23 protein-coding genes and 1 riboswitch are annotated in these 20201 nt (G+C 43.6%); of the genes, 22 read left to right on the plus strand and 1 reads right to left on the minus strand.

Going from position 1 to position 20201, the window contains the following annotated elements:
* The first annotated feature begins 79 nt into the window (after positions 1-79).
* The 3 genes from D8791_RS01605 to D8791_RS01615 all read left to right on the plus strand — a co-directional run bounded on the left by D8791_RS01605 (position 80) and on the right by D8791_RS01615 (position 1793).
* On the plus strand, positions 80-436 hold the full coding sequence (locus D8791_RS01605; protein WP_125378959.1) for a hypothetical protein: 357 nt from the start codon (positions 80-82) through the stop codon (positions 434-436).
* 45 nt (positions 437-481) lie between these two features.
* On the plus strand, positions 482-778 hold the full coding sequence (locus D8791_RS01610; protein WP_260473497.1) for a hypothetical protein: 297 nt from the start codon (positions 482-484) through the stop codon (positions 776-778).
* A gap of 103 nt (positions 779-881) precedes the next feature.
* Entirely contained in the window at positions 882-1793 is a 912-nt protein-coding gene (locus D8791_RS01615) for a DMT family transporter (RefSeq protein ID WP_125446032.1), read from the plus strand.
* 66 nt (positions 1794-1859) lie between these two features.
* Here D8791_RS01615 and D8791_RS01620 read toward each other — a convergent pair whose 3' ends face one another.
* Positions 1860-3227: an aspartate kinase gene (locus D8791_RS01620; protein ID WP_125446033.1), complete on the minus strand. Its 1368-nt coding sequence runs from the start codon at positions 3225-3227 to the stop codon at positions 1860-1862.
* 246 nt (positions 3228-3473) lie between these two features.
* Here D8791_RS01620 and D8791_RS01625 point away from each other — a divergent pair, with 246 nt between their 5' ends.
* From D8791_RS01625 to D8791_RS01715, 19 genes are all read left to right on the plus strand, one after another.
* Positions 3474-4265: an enoyl-CoA hydratase gene (locus D8791_RS01625; protein ID WP_125446034.1), complete on the plus strand. Its 792-nt coding sequence runs from the start codon at positions 3474-3476 to the stop codon at positions 4263-4265.
* A 117-nt stretch (positions 4266-4382) separates the two neighbouring features.
* Positions 4383-4817, plus strand: coding sequence for a fatty acid biosynthesis transcriptional regulator FabT (gene fabT, locus D8791_RS01630; protein ID WP_045500607.1), 435 nt, complete (start codon positions 4383-4385; stop codon positions 4815-4817).
* The gene (locus D8791_RS01635) at positions 4817-5791 is read left to right on the plus strand and encodes a beta-ketoacyl-ACP synthase III (protein ID WP_125446035.1); all 975 of its coding nucleotides are present in this window, start codon (positions 4817-4819) and stop codon (positions 5789-5791) included. Before fabT ends, D8791_RS01635 begins: the two co-directional genes overlap by 1 nt.
* A 54-nt stretch (positions 5792-5845) precedes the next feature.
* Complete coding sequence (locus D8791_RS01640; RefSeq protein WP_005591706.1) at positions 5846-6070, plus strand: acyl carrier protein; 225 nt, start codon at positions 5846-5848, stop codon at positions 6068-6070.
* 130 nt (positions 6071-6200) lie between these two features.
* Complete coding sequence (gene fabK, locus D8791_RS01645; RefSeq protein ID WP_005591707.1) at positions 6201-7175, plus strand: enoyl-[acyl-carrier-protein] reductase FabK; 975 nt, start codon at positions 6201-6203, stop codon at positions 7173-7175.
* Entirely contained in the window at positions 7168-8088 is a 921-nt protein-coding gene (gene fabD / locus D8791_RS01650) for an ACP S-malonyltransferase (RefSeq protein ID WP_125446036.1), read from the plus strand. The genes fabK and fabD overlap by 8 nt, the downstream gene beginning before the upstream one ends.
* A 12-nt stretch (positions 8089-8100) precedes the next feature.
* Positions 8101-8835 carry a 3-oxoacyl-[acyl-carrier-protein] reductase gene (gene fabG / locus D8791_RS01655; protein ID WP_125446037.1) on the plus strand — a complete coding sequence of 245 codons (735 nt, stop codon included), beginning with the start codon at positions 8101-8103 and terminating at the stop codon, positions 8833-8835.
* 51 nt (positions 8836-8886) lie between these two features.
* On the plus strand, positions 8887-10119 hold the full coding sequence (fabF, locus tag D8791_RS01660) for a beta-ketoacyl-ACP synthase II (RefSeq protein WP_045500616.1): 1233 nt from the start codon (positions 8887-8889) through the stop codon (positions 10117-10119).
* Positions 10120-10617, plus strand: coding sequence for an acetyl-CoA carboxylase biotin carboxyl carrier protein (gene accB / locus D8791_RS01665; protein ID WP_125446038.1), 498 nt, complete (start codon positions 10120-10122; stop codon positions 10615-10617).
* Positions 10614-11036, plus strand: coding sequence for a 3-hydroxyacyl-ACP dehydratase FabZ (gene fabZ, locus D8791_RS01670; RefSeq protein ID WP_125446039.1), 423 nt, complete (start codon positions 10614-10616; stop codon positions 11034-11036). Before accB ends, fabZ begins: the two co-directional genes overlap by 4 nt.
* Positions 11037-11054: 18 nt before the next feature.
* Positions 11055-12422, plus strand: coding sequence for an acetyl-CoA carboxylase biotin carboxylase subunit (locus D8791_RS01675; protein WP_045500622.1), 1368 nt, complete (start codon positions 11055-11057; stop codon positions 12420-12422).
* Between the two features lie 65 nt (positions 12423-12487).
* On the plus strand, positions 12488-13351 hold the full coding sequence (gene accD, locus D8791_RS01680; RefSeq protein WP_125446040.1) for an acetyl-CoA carboxylase, carboxyltransferase subunit beta: 864 nt from the start codon (positions 12488-12490) through the stop codon (positions 13349-13351).
* Complete coding sequence (locus tag D8791_RS01685) at positions 13348-14118, plus strand: acetyl-CoA carboxylase carboxyl transferase subunit alpha (RefSeq protein ID WP_125446041.1); 771 nt, start codon at positions 13348-13350, stop codon at positions 14116-14118. The genes accD and D8791_RS01685 overlap by 4 nt, the downstream gene beginning before the upstream one ends.
* Before the next feature lie 182 nt (positions 14119-14300).
* The gene (locus D8791_RS01690; protein WP_009659051.1) at positions 14301-14849 is read left to right on the plus strand and encodes a carboxymuconolactone decarboxylase family protein; all 549 of its coding nucleotides are present in this window, start codon (positions 14301-14303) and stop codon (positions 14847-14849) included.
* 427 nt (positions 14850-15276) lie between these two features.
* A riboswitch (glycine riboswitch) is annotated at positions 15277-15366 on the plus strand.
* Positions 15367-15456: 90 nt separating this feature from the next.
* A complete protein-coding gene (locus tag D8791_RS01695; protein ID WP_125446042.1) occupies positions 15457-16788 on the plus strand; it encodes an alanine/glycine:cation symporter family protein in 1332 nt (443 codons plus the stop codon).
* Between the two features lie 148 nt (positions 16789-16936).
* The gene (gene nrdR / locus D8791_RS01700; protein ID WP_005591110.1) at positions 16937-17410 is read left to right on the plus strand and encodes a transcriptional regulator NrdR; all 474 of its coding nucleotides are present in this window, start codon (positions 16937-16939) and stop codon (positions 17408-17410) included.
* Positions 17411-17416: 6 nt separating this feature from the next.
* Positions 17417-18571: a replication initiation and membrane attachment family protein gene (locus tag D8791_RS01705; protein ID WP_125446043.1), complete on the plus strand. Its 1155-nt coding sequence runs from the start codon at positions 17417-17419 to the stop codon at positions 18569-18571.
* Positions 18572-19471 carry a primosomal protein DnaI gene (dnaI, locus tag D8791_RS01710; RefSeq protein WP_125446044.1) on the plus strand — a complete coding sequence of 300 codons (900 nt, stop codon included), beginning with the start codon at positions 18572-18574 and terminating at the stop codon, positions 19469-19471.
* Complete coding sequence (locus tag D8791_RS01715; protein ID WP_125446045.1) at positions 19468-20184, plus strand: NADPH-dependent oxidoreductase; 717 nt, start codon at positions 19468-19470, stop codon at positions 20182-20184. The genes dnaI and D8791_RS01715 overlap by 4 nt, the downstream gene beginning before the upstream one ends.
* Positions 20185-20201 lie beyond the last annotated feature (17 nt).

Genomic DNA, 20201 nt, shown 5'->3' on the forward strand with positions numbered 1-20201 from the left:
AAACCAGTCGTGAGACTGGTTTTCGCCTTTTATTTGAAGGGAACTTATGGTAAAATAGATAAAAAATAAAGGAGTTCTTATGTCAGAAATTAAAGTAAAACGCGGAACAGGCTTTGTAGGGATCATTGGGAATTTTCCAATTTTAATCAATGGTCAAAAGGTTGGTACAATCCAGAATGGCGACGAAGCGTCCTTTCCTATTGAGGGAGAAGAAGCTGTTGTTCGTGTAGGAGCAGCTCCTATGAGAACCAAGCCAGTAACAGTTAAAGCAGGGCAAACTTTGCTAGTTGAAACAAATTTTACTAATTTTTCTATCTGTCTAGGAGTTTTGTTGCTCGGCCTGTTCTTTGGTGGTCTAGTGCGTGCAATTCTCTTAATTCTTTATATTGTTTTAATGTTTCTTCTGCCTTTTTACTCAGCTAGGATTGAAGAATAAACTGAAAAGTTTTTGTTGATAGGTTAGCTTGAAATAAAGGATTTTTTGATACCAAAATTTACCATTATGCGTGCTACCGGTATGGTCGGAGTAGCTCAAAATGTTGCGGTATATCTAAATGGAGAACTTGTGGATAAACTTGCGAATGATGAAAGTAAAACGCTGACTTTTGAGGGAGACAGTGCTGAACTACAGGTTGGACAAAGTTTTATGAAATCGCATAAGATTCAAGTGAAAGATGGCCAGAAGGTACTTGTTACAGCTTCTGGAATGCGGGCTATGCTAGGAATTATTGGGCATATCTTAGGTCTGCCTTATCTACTTCTTGAGATAGAGAATTAAACATCTTTAAGCTCAGCTAAATCATAAAAAATCAGTCGAAACAGACTGATTTTTCTTTATGGTTTATGTTACAATGATCAAAGCTAAAAGAAAGAGGTTGGGGATGTCAAAAGTTTTAAGGGGAACCCTTTATACCTTGGCTGCGGGGATTGCCTGGGGCTTATCGGGAACAAGTGGTCAATATCTGATGGAGAACGGTTTTTCGGCGCTGAGTTTAACCAATGTGCGCTTGTTGCTAGCGGGTTTAGTCTTGATGATGCTGGCTTATGCGACAAATAAAGACTTTTTTAAAGAGATTTGGAAAGACAAGAGCTCTCTGTTACACATTTTACTTTTTGCAGTCTTAGGCTTGTTCATCAATCAATATGCTTATCTAGCGGCCATTCATGAGACGAATGCAGGAACAGCAACGGTTTTACAATATCTCTGTCCAGTGGGAGTCTTGGCTTATACTTGCGTCAAAGACAGAGTAGCGCCGACTGTGGCTCAGGTCTGCTCCATGATTTTGGCTATCGGAGGAACCTTTCTGATTGCGACCCACGGTCAGATCAATCAGCTCTCGATGACGCCAAAAGGCTTATTTTTAGGTATTTTCTCAGCTTTTACTTATGCACTTTATATTCTTTTGCCGATTGGGCTCATTAAAAAGTGGGGAAGCATGCTGATAATCGGGATTGGGATGACCATTGCAGGTATCTTGCTACTTCCTTTCAGCGGTATGTTCCAGCATCAGTGGCAATTCCGTTTGGATATCCTTCTGGCCTTGGTCGGCATCATTGTCATCGGGACAATCTTTGCTTACACCGTCTTTTTGAAGGGAACAAGCTTGGTTGGTCCTGTCAAATCTAGTCTCTTAGCCTCGATTGAGCCTATTTCAGCGGTCTTCTTTGCCTTTGTCATTATGAATGAACGCTTTTATCTGCTTGATTTTGTAGGTATGGGCATGATTTTGCTAGCTGTCCTGTTGATATCTGTCAAGGACTTGATCTTGGAAAAGAAAAAAGGTTTATTATAAGCAAGAAAGAATAAGGAAAGACCTGGCTCCATACAGAGCTAGGTCTTTGTTGTTTACTTATTCGGTTTATTCATTGCTTTCTGAGCTGCCAAAGAATGCTTTGTACAGAGCACGGATGGCCTCTTTTTCTTGGTTCTTATTGACAACAAACATGATAGAAACTTCACTGGAACCTTGTGACATCATTTGGATATTGATTTTGTTGTCAGAAAGAGCTCTAGTCGCAGTAGCCGTCACCCCGATATGACTTTTCATTTTTTCGCCGACAATCATGATAATAGAGAGGTCATGCTCAATCTCAGCGTAGTCTACTTCTGCTTTTTGTACAAGTTGGCGCAAAATTTCTTCTTCTTTGATTGGAGTTAATTCACGTTCACGAAGAATGATGGAAAGATCATCGATTCCTGTTGGCATATGCTCCCAACCGATATTTAGATCTTCCAAAATCTGAAGTGCCTTTCGACCAAATCCAACTTCTCGGTTCATGAGATACTTGGACATGTTAATACTTACGAAGCCAGAATCACCAGCGATTCCTACAACAGGAGGATGATCTTCGCTATGTTTATGGACAATGCGCGTACCGGGGTGCTCTGGATTGTTGGTATTTTTGATAACGAGTGGAATTTTTCCGCGATAGGCTGGAAGCAGGGCTTCATCGTGAAGAACCGTAAAACCTGCATAGGCTAATTCCCGCATTTCACGGTAAGTAAGCTCGGCGATGGAGCGTGGCTTGTGAATAATCCCAGGGTGAGCAGCAAAGATGCCGTCCACATCAGTGAAGTTTTCATAGACATCTGCCTTGACACCAGCTGCAATAATCGACCCAGTAATATCTGAGCCGCCACGAGAAAAAGTACAGATTTGTCCATCTTGAGTGACACCGAAGAAGCCAGGGATGACAAGGACTTCATCGGAATGGATTAGTTCTTCCAATTTATCATAGCTTGAAGGAAGGATCCGAGCATTTCCTGGTTCGCTTGAAACCACTAGTCCAGCTTCTCTAGGATGGACGTAGCGAGCCGGAATGCCATTGTGGTTAAAGTAAGCTGCGATGAGCTTAGCATTGTTGTTTTCACCAGCTGCTAGGAAAGTATCGTAAAGAAATTCATTATTTTCAATTGGCAGAGTAGCTAGGGAGATGATGCTCTTAGAGATTTTTTCAATAATTGCAGATTTTAGACCTAGCTCAGAGACCATATCGGAGTAGCGCTTAATAATCCAATTTTGCTCCTTGGAGACATCATTTCCTGCAATGTACTGGCGATAATACTTAATCAGGGCATCGGTGACTTTTGTATCCTGGTCATCTCTTTTTCCTGGCGCAGAAACGACAATGAAGCGACGCTCAGCATCAGACTTTACAATATGTAAGACTTTTTCTAATTGTGAAGCAGAAGCGAGTGAACTTCCACCGAATTTAACAACTTTCATGGAGACTCCTAAACATAATTTAGAAAAATTATAACAAAATTCTGAAAATTTTGCAAATCTATCAGAAGCGCTTTTTCATCCAAGCTTCTTTTCAAAAAATAAGCAAAAAACGAATATGAAATCAAATTTTCCAGTTTTTGTTTTCTTTCTTACATCTTTTATGCTAGAATAAATGTAATTTGACCATCAAATTATTTAATTATAAAATAAAACGACTGTAAGTACCCAGTCGGGAATGGAGTTAGAATGACTTTTAATGGTATTCTTTATAAGGTAGTTGATGAAGTGGCAACTATTACCTTCAATCGTCCTGAAGTTTCAAATGGTTTCAATATTCCGATGTGTGAGGAGATTTTAGAAGCGATTGAGCTGGCCGCAAATGATGAGGCAGTGAAGTTTTTAGTGATCAATGCCAATGGAAAGGTCTTTTCTGTCGGTGGTGACCTAGCTGAGATGCAAAGAGCTGTCAGTGCTGACGATATCCAGTCATTGGTAAAAATTGCAGAGCTGGTCAATAATATTTCCTTTGCCATGAAACGTCTACCCAAGCCAGTTATCATGAGTGTGGATGGCCCTGTTGCAGGCGCTGCTGCCAATATGGTTGTGGCTGCCGATTTCTGTATTGCGACAGAGAAATCTCGCTTCATTCAAGCTTTTGTGGGAGTGGGCTTAGCGCCAGATGCTGGTGGATTGTATTTACTAACTCGGGCAATTGGTGTGACTCGGGCAACCCATTTGGTTATGACTGGAGAGGCTCTGACCGCAGAGAAGGCACTAGATTATGGCTTGCTCTATAAAGTCTGTGAAGCAGAAAAATTGGAAAAAACAACAGAACAGCTACTGAAGAAGCTAAAACGTGGCTCGCTGAATTCTTACAGAGCCATGAAAGAAATGGTCTGGAAGAGCCTTTTCAGCGGTTGGAAAGAATATGCGGAGTTGGAGTTATCTTTACAGAAGTCCCTTGCTTTCACTGAGGATTTCAAAGAAGGTGTCCAAGCTTATACTGAGAAGCGTCGTCCACAATTTACAGGTAAGTAACGATTTGCAGAATAAGAAAATTGTTTGAAAATCAAATAAATTTTCAAAAGGACTTGCAAATTATTTTGAGATCTGATAAAATTTGAATATCAAAGTATTTATGAAGGAGGTGTTGGTTTGAATTATCAATTAGTCAATGATTATTTAACATCCATTTTTAATAATGTTTTGGTTATTGAAGAGTCCAGCCTCCGAGGCAGTCAATTTAAAGATGTCTCCATTAAAGAAATGCACACTATTGATGTTATTGGTACCATGCCTAATGCGACTCCAAGCGATATTTCAAAGGAATTGTTAGTCACTTTGGGGACTGTCACAACTAGCTTGAATAACTTAGAGCGTAAAGGGTATATCGAGCGTCGCCGTTCATCCATTGACCGTCGTGTAGTTCATCTGAGTTTGACTAAGAAGGGGAGGCTCTTGTATCGCCTTCATAAACGATTCCACAATCGCATGGTCATGCAAGTGGTGGAAGGAATGTCCTCAGAAGAAAAAAATGCAATGCAAAAAGGTTTGCAGAACTTGTATAATTTTTTAGAGGAGTTGAAATAATGAACTATGCAAGAATTACTCAAGTAGCTCATTATGCTCCAGAGCAGATTGTCACAAATGATGATCTAGCCAAGATGATGGATACAAGTGATGAATGGATCTCAAGTCGCACGGGTATCAAACAGCGACATTTATCTCGGACTGAGTCAACAAGTGATTTAGCTACAAAGGTCGCTGAGCAATTGCTAGAAAAGGCTCAACTGTCTGCTGATCAGCTTGATTTTATCATTGTTGCGACGATCACTCCGGATTCTATGATGCCGTCAACTGCAGCTAGAGTGCAGGCCAATATTGGAGCTGCCAAGGCTTTTGCTTTTGACTTGACGGCAGCTTGCAGTGGCTTCATCTTTGCCTTATCAACTGGAGAAAAGTTCATTTCCTCTGGTCGCTATCAAAGAGGTTTGGTCATCGGTAGCGAAACGCTTTCGAAAGTCGTTGATTGGTCGGATCGTGCGACGTCAGTCTTATTTGGTGATGGGGCTGGGGGAGTCTTACTTGAAGCGGCAGAAAAACAGCATTTTTGGGCTGAAAATCAGTTTACTGATGGCTTGAGAGGTCAGAGTTTGACTTGTGGTGGACTTGGTTTGTCTTCTCCGTTTTCGGAAAAGCAAGTTGATGACCGCTATTTGAAAATGGAAGGCCGAGCAATCTTTGATTTCGCTATTCGTGATGTGGCACAGTCTATCAAAAATACCATTGAAGAGAGTCCATTTTCAGTGGAGGAGCTTGATTATCTGCTCTTGCATCAGGCTAATATCCGAATTTTAGATAAAATGGCTAAGAAACTCGGAGTTTCTCGGGAAAAACTACCTGCTAATATGATGGAATATGGCAATACTAGTGCAGCTAGCATCCCGATTTTATTATCTGAGTGTGTCCAACAGGACTTGATTAAGCTGAACGGAGATCAGACTATTTTATTGTCAGGTTTCGGTGGAGGTTTGACATGGGGCACGCTTATTGTTACAATTTAGTTAATCATGTGGAAACACATAGATAAAAAATATATTTTTTAAAGGAGTCTATCCATGGCAGTATTTGAAAAAGTACAAGAAATTATCGTTGAGGAACTTGGTAAAGAGCCATCAGAAGTTACACTTGAGTCAACTTTCGATGATCTTGAAGCAGATTCATTGGATTTGTTCCAAGTAATTTCAGAAATCGAAGATGCATTTGACATCCAAATCGAAACTGAAGAAGGCTTGAAAACAGTTGGTGACTTGGTTGCCTACGTAGAAGAAAAAACAAAATAATAAAGATTTGAGAGTATCGCAAGATATTCTCTCTTGTTTAGGTAATAGTTTGAATTTCAAAGTAAAAAGGTTGCTATCTAGCGGTTTGGGCTCAAGCTATTACTTAAGCAATGATTATGAGGAAGGTATTATGCAAACACGAATTACAGAATTATTAGATATCAAATATCCTATTTTCCAAGGTGGTATGGCCTGGGTTGCAGATGGGGACTTGGCTGGTGCTGTTTCAAAGGCTGGTGGTCTTGGGATCATCGGTGGCGGAAATGCTCCTAAGGAAGTGGTGAAAGCCAATATTGACAAGATTAAGTCTTTGACGGATCGTCCTTTCGGCGTCAATATCATGCTTTTGTCGCCTTTTGTAGATGACATCGTGGATTTGGTGATTGAAGAGGGTGTAAAAGTGGTAACGACTGGTGCGGGCAATCCAAGCAAGTACATGGCTCGTTTCCATGAGGCAGGTATTACGGTGATTCCTGTTGTACCAAGTGTGGCTTTGGCTAAACGGATGGAAAAAATCGGAGCAGATGCCGTCATTGCTGAAGGAATGGAAGCTGGTGGTCACATCGGTAAGTTAACAACCATGACCTTGGTTCGTCAGGTTGTAGAGGCAGTTAACATTCCAGTTATTGCGGCTGGTGGTATTGCGGATGGATCTGGTGCTGCGGCTGGCTTTATGTTAGGAGCAGAAGCGGTTCAGGTCGGAACACGCTTCGTTGTAGCTAAGGAATCCAATGCTCATCAAAATTATAAAGATATGATTTTGAAAGCTCGTGATATCGATACGACAATTTCTGCTCAGCACTTTGGTCATGCGGTTCGTGCGCTCAAGAATAAGTTGACTCGCGATTTTGAAAAGGCTGAAAAAGAAGCCTTCAAGCAAGAAAATCCAGACTTGACTGTTTTTGAAAATCTGGGTGCTGGTGCCTTGGCTAATGCAGTTGTTCGTGGCGATGTGGAAAATGGTTCCGTCATGTCTGGTCAGATTGCCGGCTTAGTCAGCAAGGAAGAAACGGTCGAAGAAATCCTCAAGGATATCTATTATGGCGCTGCTGAGAAGATTCAGCAAGAAGCAAAACGTTGGGCAGGAGTAACTAGAAATGACTAAAAGGGCCTTTCTCTTTGCCGGTCAGGGTGCCCAATATCTGGGGATGGCTCGTGACCTCTATGAGCAGTATGATGTGGTCAAGGCGACCTTTGAGGAAGCGAGTCAGGTCCTAGGCTATGATGTTCGGGAATTGATTGATAAGGATGAGGAAAAACTCAACCAAACTCGCTATACTCAGCCAGCAATTTTGACAACTTCTCTTGCTATTTATCGCCTGTTGGCAGAAAAAGGAATCCGTCCTGATATAGTAGCCGGTCTTTCTCTGGGCGAATACTCTGCCTTAGTAGCTGCTGGCGCGCTGGACTTCAAAACAGCGCTAGCTCTAGTCGCTAAACGCGGAGCTTTCATGGAAGAAGCAGCTCCTGCTGGTTCTGGGAAGATGGTTGCGGTCTTGAATGCGGAAGTAGCTCTTATTGAAGAGGCCTGCCAGACAGCCAATCAGCTAGGAGTCGTCTCTCCTGCCAATTACAACACTCCAGGTCAAATCGTCATTGGAGGAGATGTGGCAGCGGTGGATAAAGCGGTGGAATTGCTTAAGGAAGCAGGTGTGAAGCGCTTGATTCTGCTGAACGTTTCTGGTCCTTTCCATACGGCACTTTTAAAACCAGCCAGTGAGCAATTAGCTCGGGTTTTGGCTGAAACAGAATTTGCTGATTTTCAGCTTCCGCTAGTGGGTAATACAGAGGCGGATATCATGGAAACTGGCAGAATTAAGGAATTGTTAACTCGTCAGGTCATGGAGCCGGTTCGTTTCTACGATAGTATTGCTAAAATGCAAGAAGCTGGTGTGACAGAGTTTATCGAGATTGGTCCAGGGAAAGTATTGTCTGGCTTTCTGAAAAAAATTGATAAATCAGCAGTTGTTTATCATGTTGAAAGTGTGGAGACTTTGACAGCCCTACTGGAAAAATAATGGGGAATACCAATGGAATTAAAGAATAAAAATGTTTTTATTACTGGCTCTAGCCGTGGGATTGGTCTGGCTATTGCCCATAAGTTTGCAAGTGCAGGTGCCAATATTGTCTTGAACGGTCGCGGTCAAATTTCAGACCAAGTTTTAGCTGAGTTTGCTGGCTATCCGGTCAAAGTCGTGGCTATTTCAGGCGATGTGTCTGATGGTACTGATGCTAAGCGAATGATTGAAGAGGCGATTGCAGCTTTGGGCTCTGTAGATGTCTTGGTCAATAATGCTGGAATTACCCGCGATAAGATTATGCTCAAGATGACAGAGGAAGACTTCGAGCAAGTGCTGAAGGTCAATCTGACTGGAGCCTTTAATATGACGCAAGCCGTCTTGAAACCAATGACCAAGGCTCGCCAAGGAGCAATTATCAACCTATCAAGTGTTGTCGGCTTGACTGGTAATGTCGGCCAGGCCAACTATGCAGCTTCTAAAGCTGGCTTGATTGGATTTTCTAAGTCGGTTGCTCGTGAGGTAGCTGGGCGCAATATCCGTGTCAATGTGATTGCCCCAGGCTTTATCGAATCGGATATGACAGACGGGCTTTCTGAAAAAATCAAAGAAGCTTCTCTGGCTCAAATCCCAATGAAACGGTTCGGCAATACCGAAGAAGTAGCGGATGTTGCCCTATTCTTAGCAGGCCAGGAATACCTTACTGGTCAGGTCATCGCGATTGATGGCGGACTGACAATGCAGTAATTGCATGTATTTGGATTTGACAGTTTACCAATTATCATAAAGGAGTTCACTATGAAACTAAATCGAGTTGTTGTAACAGGTTATGGCTTAACCTCTCCCATCGGAAATACACCAGAAGAATTTTGGAATAGTTTAAAAGAAGGTAAGATTGGGATTGGTCCCATCACAAAGTTTGATCACAGCGATTTTGCTGTTCATAATGCGGCTGAAGTCCAAGACTTTCCATTTGATAAATACTTTATCAAGAAAGATACCAATCGTTTTGACAATTATTCTTTGTATGCTTTGTATGCAGCTCAAGAAGCGGTAACAAATGCGAATCTTGATGTAGAAGCAATCGATAAAGACCGTTTTGGTGTCATCGTGGCTTCTGGTATCGGTGGTATCAAGGAAATCGAAGATCAAGTCATTCGATTGCATGAGAAAGGTCCAAAACGCGTTAAGCCAATGACTCTTCCAAAAGCTTTGCCAAATATGGCTTCAGGAAATGTTGCGATGCGCTTCGGAGCAAACGGGATTTGTAAATCAATCAATACAGCTTGTGCCTCATCAAATGATGCGATTGGGGATGCCTTCCGCTCTATCAAGTTTGGTTTCCAAGATGTCATGTTGGTGGGTGGATCAGAAGCGTCTATCACTCCATTTGCCATTGCTGGTTTCCAAGCTTTGACTGCCCTATCAACTACAGAAGATCCAACTCGTGCTTCTATTCCATTTGATAAAGACCGTAATGGCTTTGTCATGGGAGAAGGTTCTGGTATGTTGGTGCTTGAAAGTCTGGAACACGCTGAAAAACGAGGAGCGACTATCTTGGCTGAAGTAGTTGGCTACGGTAATACCTGTGATGCTTACCACATGACTTCACCTCATCCAGAAGGTCAAGGTGCCATCAAGGCAATCAAATTGGCTTTGGAAGAGGCAGAGATTTCTCCAGAGCAAGTGGCTTATGTCAATGCCCATGGTACTTCAACTCCTGCTAATGAAAAAGGAGAAAGTGGTGCTATCGTAGCTGTTCTTGGTAAAGAAGTACCTGTATCTTCAACCAAGTCCTTTACAGGACACTTGCTTGGAGCTGCAGGAGCGGTAGAAGCAATCGCTACAATCGAAGCAATGCGCCATAACTTTGTACCAAAAACAGCCGGAACAAGTGAATTGTCAGACTATATTGAAGCGAATGTCGTTTATGGACAAGGCTTGGAGCAGGAAATTCCTTATGCGATTTCCAATACATTTGGCTTCGGCGGCCACAATGCGGTTCTGGCATTCAAGCGTTGGGAGGGCTAGATGAATATCAATGAAATTAAGGACTTGATGGCTCAGTTTGACCAGTCAAGCCTGCGTGAATTTTCTTATAAAAATCAAAGTGATGAATTGACTTTCAGCAAGAATGAAAGTTCTGCCGCAGTTGCAGCAACTCCAGCAGTCAGTGCAGCACCTGTTATAGCTCCTGTGCAGCCAGCAAGCGCACCTGTAGCTGAGACAGTTCCCCAAGCAGCTCCAACTGCAGCACCTGAGGTGGCTCCAGAGGCTCCGGTACCAGCTGCTGAGGGTGATGTCGTGGAAAGTCCCTTGGTTGGCGTGGCTTACTTAGCTGCAGGTCCAGATAAACCAGCTTTTGTCAGTGTAGGAGACCAAGTTAAAAAAGGTCAAACCTTGATGATTATTGAAGCCATGAAGGTCATGAATGAAGTGCCAGCACCGAAAGATGGTCTGATTACAGAAATTCTGGTTCAGAATGAAGAAATGGTTGAGTTTGGGAAAGGGCTGGTACGCATCAAATGATTGATATCAATGCAATAAAAGAAGCGCTTCCGCATCGCTATCCCATGCTTTTGGTGGACCGTGTATTGGAAGTCAGCGAAGATGAAATTGTCGCTTTGAAAAATGTGACGATCAACGAGCCATTCTTTAACGGACATTTCCCTCAGTATCCAGTTATGCCAGGTGTCTTAATCATGGAAGCACTGGCTCAAACGGCTGGTGTGCTGGAATTGTCTAAAGAAGAAAATAAGGGCAAACTGGTCTTCTATGCTGGCATGGACAAGGTTAAGTTCAAGAAGCAAGTTGTGCCAGGTGACCAGCTGATTATGACGGCTAAGTTTGTCAAGCGCCGTGGCACCATTGCAGTGGTAGAGGCCAAGGCCGAAGTTAATGGCAAACTTGCAGCAAGCGGAACCTTGACCTTTGCGATTGGTCAATAAGAAAGAGGAGATTTCACCATGTTTCGTAAAATTTTAATTGCTAACCGTGGGGAAATTGCGGTCAGAATTATTCGTGCAGCTCGCGAGTTGGGAATTGATACGGTAGCTGTTTATTCAACGGCTGACAAGGAAGCTCTTCACACCCTACTGGCTGATGAGGCGGTTTGTATCGGACCAGCCAAGTCTACAGATTCTTATCTGAATATGAATGCTGTCCTATCTGCTGCTGTTCTGACAGGTGCGGAAGCCATTCACCCTGGTTTTGGTTTTTTGAGTGAAAACTCTAAATTTGCGACCATGTGCGAAGAAGTCGGCATTAAGTTTATTGGACCTTCAGGTGCTGTCATGGACTTGATGGGGGACAAGATTAATGCTCGGGCTCAGATGATTAAGGCCAAAGTACCGGTTATCCCAGGTTCTGATGGAGAAGTCCATACCTCTGAAGAAGCCTTGGAAGTCGCCGAAAAGATTGGCTATCCAGTCATGCTCAAAGCTTCTGCTGGTGGCGGAGGCAAGGGTATTCGTAAGGTTGAAAAGCCTGAGGATTTAGTAGCAGCCTTTGAGTCTGCTTCTAGTGAAGCCAAAGCAGCCTTTGGTAATGGTGCCATGTATATGGAGCGCGTCATATATCCAGCGCGCCATATTGAGGTGCAGATTTTGGCAGATCAGCAGGGGCATGTGGTCCACTTGGGCGAGCGGGATTGCTCTTTGCAGCGGAATAATCAGAAAGTACTGGAAGAAAGTCCATCTGTGGCAATTGGGAAAACCCTACGCCAGCAGATTGGGGAAGCGGCTGTTCGAGCAGCTGAGTCTGTCGGCTATGAAAATGCTGGGACGATTGAGTTTCTGCTGGATGAAGCCAAGGGTGAATTCTACTTTATGGAGATGAATACTCGGGTGCAGGTAGAGCATCCAGTGACTGAGTTTGTCACCGGTGTGGATATTGTTAAAGAGCAGATTAAGATTGCGGATGGTCAAGAGCTGTCCTTTAGTCAAGAAGATGTTGAAATTCGCGGTCATGCGATTGAATGTCGGATCAATGCTGAAAATCCAGCCTTTAACTTTGCACCGAGCCCAGGCAAGATTTCCAATCTTTATCTGCCAAGTGGCGGAGTGGGCCTGCGCGTGGATTCAGCAGTCTATCCTGGCTACACCATTCCTCCTTACTATGACAGTATGATTGCCAAAATCATCGTTCACGGGGAAAATCGCTTTGATGCCCTGATGAAGATGCAACGTGCACTCTATGAACTAGAAATCGACGGTGTCGTGACCAATAGCAGTTTCCAACTGGATCTGATTTCAGATCCTAATGTGATTGCTGGTGATTATGATACAGCCTTTCTCATGGAGAAGTTCCTTCCGGCTTATCAAGAGAAAAAATAGATGACAAGGAGTGATTTTGTTTGAAAGAAGCGGAATCACTCTAAAATTTAATGAAGGAGTATGCAATGCCTTTGTTTTCAAAAAAGGATAAATATATTCGGATCAATCCTAATCGTTCCTCTCGTGCCTTGCCTCAGCCAAAACCAGAAGTTCCAGATGAGCTTTTTTCCAAGTGTCCAGGTTGTAAGCATATTATTTATCAAAAAGATTTGGGGGCAGAGCATGTCTGTCCAAGCTGTGGCTACACTTTTCGGATTTCAGCTTTTGAGCGCCTGAGCTTGACGGTGGATGAAGGAAGTTTTGAGGAATTGTTCACAGGTATTGAGACGACAGATCCCTTGCGTTTTCCAAATTATCGAGAAAAACTGGCGGAGACACGGGCAAAGACTGGCCTAGATGAGGCTGTTTTGGCGGGGACAGCTAGTATCAAGGGACAAAAAACAGCCCTTGGGATTATGGATTCCAACTTTATCATGGCTTCCATGGGAACGGTTGTCGGTGAAAAGATTACCCGCCTCTTTGAGTATGCGACAGAGCATCAGTTGCCAGTCGTCCTCTTTACGGCTTCTGGCGGTGCCCGCATGCAGGAGGGGATCATGAGCCTGATGCAAATGGCTAAGACTTCTGCTGCTGTACAACGTCATTCAAAGGCTGGTCTTTTTTACCTGACAGTTTTGACAGATCCGACTACAGGCGGTGTCACAGCCTCTTTTGCTATGGAAGGGGATATTATCTTGGCAGAAGCGCAGGCTTTGGTCGGCTTTGCTGGTCGTCGAGTTATTGAGTCTACTGTACGGGAAAAATTGCCAGATGACTTTCAAAAGGCAGAGTTTTTGCTGGACCATGGCTTTGTTGATGCGATTGTCAAGCGTGGTGAATTGCGGGATCGGATTGCTACTCTCTTGAGCTTTCATGGAGGTGACCAATGACAAAAATCAGTCAGATTATCAAAGCAGCGCGTGATCAGTCCCGTTTGACAGCTCTGGATTTTGCCCAAGGAATTTTTGATGATTTTGTGGAATTGCACGGAGATCGTAGTTTCCGTGATGATGGTGCTGTCATTGGCGGTATCGGAACCTTAAATGGTCAGCCAGTCACAGTGGTCGGCATTCAAAAAGGTCGCAATTTACAGGACAATCTGCGACGGAACTTTGGTCAGCCCCATCCGGAAGGCTATCGCAAGGCTCTACGTCTCATGAAGCAGGCTGAGAAATTCGGCCGTCCAGTCGTGACCTTTATCAATACGGCTGGTGCTTATCCTGGCGTTGGTGCTGAGGAGCGCGGACAGGGAGAAGCCATTGCCCGTAATCTCATGGAAATGAGCGATCTGAAAGTGCCCATTATTGCCATTATCATCGGTGAGGGTGGCTCTGGCGGGGCGCTGGCCTTGGCAGTGGCTGACAAGGTCTGGATGCTGGAAAACTCCATGTATGCCATTCTCAGCCCTGAAGGCTTTGCTTCGATTTTATGGAAGGATGGCAGCCGAGCAATGGAGGCGGCAGAGATGATGAAAATCACCTCGCACGAGCTCTTGCAGATGGGGGTCGTTGATAAGGTCATCCCCGAACGCGGCTTTAATAAAAATGAGCTTTTAGCTGCAGTCAAGCAAGAAATCAGTACCGAATTAGCGGAACTTTCTAAACTTTCCCTTGAGCAGCTTTTAGAAGAGCGCTATCAGCGTTTTAGAAAATATTAGCCAGAAGCCTTAGGGCTTCTTTTTCTTACTTGAGAGAGGTATGGAGGCAGTTAAGGTGGTAATATATTTTGGTTTGACATGTAGCAATATATTCTCTTTATGGAGGTCATATAAAAAATATATTATACAAGCTGTAGAACCTATGTTAAGATAGTTGCTAATCAAAAGAAAAGAGGTTTCATATGTCAGAATTTACTATCCATACGATTGAGTCCGCCCCAGCTGAGGTGAAAGAGGTTTTAGAAACTGTTCAAAAAGATAACGGTGGCTACATTCCCAATCTTATCGGTCTTTTGGCTAATGCACCAACGGCTTTGGAAACTTATCGGACGGTTGGAGCCATCAATCGCCGTAACAGCCTGACACCGACTGAGCGGGAAGTAGTGCAGATTACGGCTGCAGTTACTAACGGCTGTGCTTTCTGTGTGGCGGGGCATACAGCCTTTTCGATCAAGCAGATTCAAATGAATGATGATCTTTTGGAGGCTCTGCGCAATCGTACTCCAATTGATACAGATCCGAAGTTAGATACGCTTGCTAAATTTACCATTGCTGTCATCAATACCAAGGGGCGGGTCGGAGATGAGGCTTTGGCAGACTTCCTAGAAGCGGGCTATACGCATGAGAATGCTCTGGATGTGGTTCTGGGAGTCAGCCTTGCGACTCTTTGTAATTATGCCAATAATCTAGCAAATACACCAATCAATCCAGAATTGCAGCCTTATGCCTAGTCTTTGAGGGGGTGAAAGGGCTTTTTAGAACGACCCATTCTTTTTCATTGACTACAAGTCAAGCAAGAAACCAGTGCTGAACTAGCAGAACTTTCTAAAATTTTTCTTGACTAACTCTTGGAAGAATGTCATCAATACTTTAAGGAATGAAAAATTTTAAAATATAGTGCAATAAAAACTTACAGAACTTCAAACAGTGTAAACCATAAATAACTACATCAACAGGTAACCAAGGAGATTCTATGAGCTACTATCATCTTACCTTTGAATAAATTTTCTATCTAACCTTTTGGGGTTATAGAATATTCAAAATTTTTCATAAAACATTGACAAAAACCGAATATTATTTTAAAATAATAGAAAATTTAGAATAAACACCGAATGAAGTTTTTCAGAAATAAGCGTTTGAGTCTTATGACTGTGAAATGGACGGAACTCTGGAGAGACCATGATTGGCACCGAAGGGGCAAGGCAGGCAACTGCTCAAACTCTCAGGTAAAAGGACAGAGCAAGGGAAGGACAGGAGTCGGTCATTCTCAGGCATCCAGAGTACATGTGTAAACATGTACTTTTCTTTTTCTCGGTGTGGAAAAGGAGCATAGAAATTATGTTGAAGTTGCTGAATCAAATTGATTCTTTGGTCTGGGGGCCTCCCCTCTTGATTTTATTAGTTGGAACAGGGCTTTATCTGACACTTCGTCTGAGGTTGCTACAGATTTCGCGCCTTTCTCGCGCCTTTCGCTTAATTTTTGTATCTGGAGAGGATCATCATGGAGACGTGTCAAGCTTTGCTGCTCTTTGTACAGCTTTGGCAGCCACGGTTGGAACGGGGAATATTATCGGTGTTGCGACGGCCATAAAAGTTGGTGGACCGGGTGCCTTATTTTGGATGTGGCTGGCTGCTTTCTTTGGAATGGCAACCAAGTATGCCGAAGGTTTATTAGCGATTAAGTATCGTTCCAAGGATGCCCACGGAGCAGTTGCTGGTGGTCCCATGCACTATATTTTGTTGGGAATGGGAGAAAAATGGCGTCCGCTGGCTATTTTCTTTGCTGTAGCAGGTGTCTTGGTGGCTCTTTTAGGGATTGGGACCTTTACGCAGGTGAATTCCATTACAGAAGCCATGCATAATACCATTCAGCTACCTTCAGCTGTGACAGCCTCTATCTTGGCTATTTTGGTGACTTTGGTTATTTTTAGCGGCATTCAGTCCATTGCGCGAGTGTCGACCAAGGTTGTGCCTTTTATGGCAGCTATTTATATCTTGGGGACTGTGACTGTCTTAGCAGTCAATCTAGATCGTCTGCTGCCAACTCTCCAGCTAGTCTTTAGTTCTGCCTTTAGTCAAACAGCAGCGGTGGGTGGCTTTGCTGGTGCAAGCATGCGGATGGCCATTCAAAATGGGGTAGCTCGTGGCGTCTTTTCAAATGAATCTGGTCTAGGGTCAGCACCTATTGCGGCGGCGGCAGCTAAGACTAAGGAACCGGTCGAGCAAGGCTTGATTTCGATGACGGGAACCTTTATTGATACTCTGATTATTTGTAGTCTGACAGGTCTAACAATTTTAATCACAGGAGTTTGGGATAGTAATCTCAATGGTGTTTCCTTGACTCAGGCAGCCTTTGCGACTGTCTTTGCTAATTTTGGTCCAATCCTTCTATCCGTTTTTCTGGTTCTTTTTGCCTTTACCACAATTTTAGGCTGGAACTATTACGGTGAGCGTTGTTTTGAGTTCCTGTTCGGTGTCAAATATATTCGCTTGTACCGAATTATCTTTGTTACTATGGTGCTCTTAGGGGGCTTTATTGAGCTAGAAGCAGTTTGGGTCATTGCCGATATTGTCAATGCCTTGATGGCCTTGCCAAATCTGATTGCTCTCTTGGCCTTGTCTCCGGTTATTATTGCTGAAACCAGAAAGTATTTTGACAAGAAGGGCTGAGTTTCCATTTGCTGGATTTTTGAAAGAAGGTTACCCTGCTAAAGCTGCTTTGCCAGCTTTAGTTTTTTTATGGGCGAGAAATCTCTCGTCTTTTGTTATTGGTCAAAACATGGTATAATGAAGTATTAAGATTCTAGGAGGAAATGACATGCGTTGTCCCAAATGTGGCGGAAGCAAATCAAGTGTGGTTGACAGCCGGCAGGCAGAAGATGGAAATACAATCCGTCGTCGCCGTGAATGCGAGGAATGCCAGCATCGTTTTACAACTTATGAGCGCGTGGAAGAAAGAACCCTAGTCGTTGTCAAAAAAGATGGAACGCGTGAGCAATTTTCTCGGGATAAGATATTTAACGGAATCATCCGCTCTGCTCAGAAGCGTCCGGTCTCAAGTGACGAGATTGAAGAATTGGTCAATCGGATTGAGCAAAAACTTCGCAGCCAGAGTGAAAATGAAATTGCCAGCGAATATATTGGCTCTCTGGTCATGGATGAGCTGGCCGAGCTGGATGAAATTACCTATGTCCGTTTTGCCAGTGTTTATCGGAGTTTTAAGGATGTTGGCGAGTTGGAAAGCCTTTTGAAGCAGATTACCAAGGGTTCTAAGAAGAAAAAGGAAAAATAATGCCTTATGAAACCAAATGATCATTTTTCTTTCTTGTCTAATAACCAGGTCAGTCAGGATATGAGCGGGCTGACCCGTTATTACCTACCTATTGTGGGCAAGGATGCAGTGGCGCTTTATCTTTATCTGGTTTCTTTTTGGGATAACGGAGCTCAGCAGCGACTTTTCAGCCATATTTTAAATCATCTTGACTTTGGTATGGAAGCGTTGGAGAGGAGCTTGGAGCGCCTATCAGCTATTGGCTTGCTAGAGCTTTACCAGACGGAGACGGGATTTTTCATCCGACTCTATCCAATCTTGTCCGCTGAGGACTTCTTTGCTCACCATGTGTACAGTAGTCTTTTGGAGAAAAAGATTGGGCAGGCGGCAGTAGATAAGCTACGACCGGAAAATCCAGCTGGACAAAAAATCGGTGCTTCTTTTAGCCAGATCTATGGCATGGATGACGTCAGTCCGACGAGAACTAGTCGCCAAAATGATTTTGATTTGACGCATTTTAAACAGAGAATGGCTCAGGATGGCTTGCGTTTTGCGGATGAAAAATCGGATCTCTTGGACTTGTTTGCTATTGCGGAGCAGAAGAAATGGACTTGGTATGAGACCTATGTCTTAGCGCGTGAAACAGCTGTGTCACATGTGATTTCGACGAAACGGATGCAGCAAAAGATTCAGCAAAAACCAGTTTCGGGAGATTTTTCTCCGCAAGAGCAGTCTATTATCCGTGAAGCTAAAAGCAAGCAGCCGCTGCTCTTTTTGGCCGAAATCAAGAAAACCCGTCAAGCGGCCATTACGCGTAGTGAACGGAAACTGATTCAGGATTTGGCAGAGATGGGACTGTTGGATGAAGTTATCAATATCATCCTGCTATTGACTTTTAATAAGGTTGATTCGGCCAATCTCAATGAAAAGTATGCCCTCAAGGTGGCCAATGACTTTTCTTATCAAAAGGTGACCTCGGCTGAAGAGGCAGTCCTGAAAATCCGTGAGCGTAATCAGCAGACGAATAGTCGTCCTGCGCAAGTCAGCCCAGCTGCTGCTAAAAGCAATGTGCCGAACTGGAGTCAGCCGGATTACAAGAATGAAACGAGCTTAGAAAAACAAGCGGAACTAGAAGAACAAAAAAGAAGACTTTTAGCAAGACTGGAAGAAGGAGGCGATTAAATGGAAAAAATAGGACAGGCAATGCCTCATATGAATAAGGTGAAGCAGTTTGATTATCAAAAATTAGTCCAGCAGATTTTAGCAGATCCAGATATCGCTGCCTTTATCAGTCGAGAACAACTGTCTCCAACCGAAATTCAGCGTAGCATTTCTAAGTTCAATCAATACATTACCGAACGAGATCGCTTCCTGCTAGAAGATCAGAACTATATTGCTAAGGGATATAAGCCAATTTTGGTGAAAAATGAAGGCTATGCGGATGTTGCCTATGAGGAAACGCCTGAGTTGATCGAGCAGGAGAGACAGGAGGCGATTAGAAGCCGTCTCAACCTTATCAATCTGCCAGCCAGTCTAAAAGAAGCTAGTTTGGCCAAAGTGGATTTAGACGATATTGGTCGCTACAAGGCTTTCGAGCTCTTGACCAGTTTTGTTGCGGATTTTCCGCATTATCAGAAGGCTGTTTATCTCTACGGAGATTTCGGCGTGGGTAAGAGCTACATGATGGCTGCGCTGGCGCATGATTTGTCAGAAAAACGCAGTGTATCAACGACTCTGCTTCACTATCCGAGCTTTGTTTTGGATGTTAAGAATGCCATTAGTTCTGGATTAGTTAAGGACAAGATTGACCAGGTCAAGACAGCTCAAGTGCTGATTTTGGACGATATCGGTGCAGAGCAGTCTAGTCCCTGGATGCGGGATGAGATTTTGCAGGTTATCCTCCAGCACCGTATGCAGGAAAATCTGCCAACTTTCTTCACTTCTAACTTTAGTTTTGCAGATTTAGAGCGTCACTTTGCCAGCTCTAAGAATGGCGATGAGACTTGGCAGGCTAAGAGGGTTATGGAGCGGATTAAATTTTTAGCTCAAGAAGTACACCTAGAAGGAGAAAATCGCCGATGAATGAAACAATTAACTTGATGAAAGCTCATACGTCTGTTCGTCGCTTTACGGAGGAGCAGATCTCAGATGAAGAACTACGCGCTATTATCGATGCTGGACGTGCTGCTTCCAGTTGGAAAAACTTCCAGTCCTACTCTATCATTGTGGTGCGCAGCCAGGAGAAAAAAGAGGCTCTTTTTGACTTAGTTCCGCAGAAAGCAATTCTTCAGGCATCAGCTTTTTTGCTCTTTGTAGGAGACCTCAATCGAGCTAAAAAGGGAGCTGCGCTACATACAGAAGATTTCTATCCTGAGGGAACTGAAAATATCCTCATTAGCTCGGTAGATGCTGCTTTGGCAGGGCAAAATACCCTTTTGGCAGCTGAAAGTCTGGGTTATGGCGGTGTTATTATTGGTTTAGTTCGCTACGAAGCTTCAAAAATTGCCCAGCTCTTTAATCTGCCAGACTATACTTATCCAGTTTTTGGTATGGCTTTAGGAAAACCCAATCAAAACCATACTGTCAAGCCACGCCTGCCCTATGAAGCGGTGGTCTTTGAGGAAGAATACTGTGAGCAACTCAGCTCAGTCATCGAGACCTATGACCGTGTGCAGGCTGAGTATGCTGGTGAGCGGGCACAGGATACTTGGAGCCAGCGTTTGGCAGCCCAATTTGGTCAGGAGCCGAATCGAGCGATTGACCAACTGTTCAAAGAAAAGAAATTAGAAAACTAAGGCGGAGCTCTGCTCTG

This window comes from Streptococcus cristatus (assembly GCF_003943515.1).
Taxonomy (GTDB): domain Bacteria; phylum Bacillota; class Bacilli; order Lactobacillales; family Streptococcaceae; genus Streptococcus; species Streptococcus cristatus_D.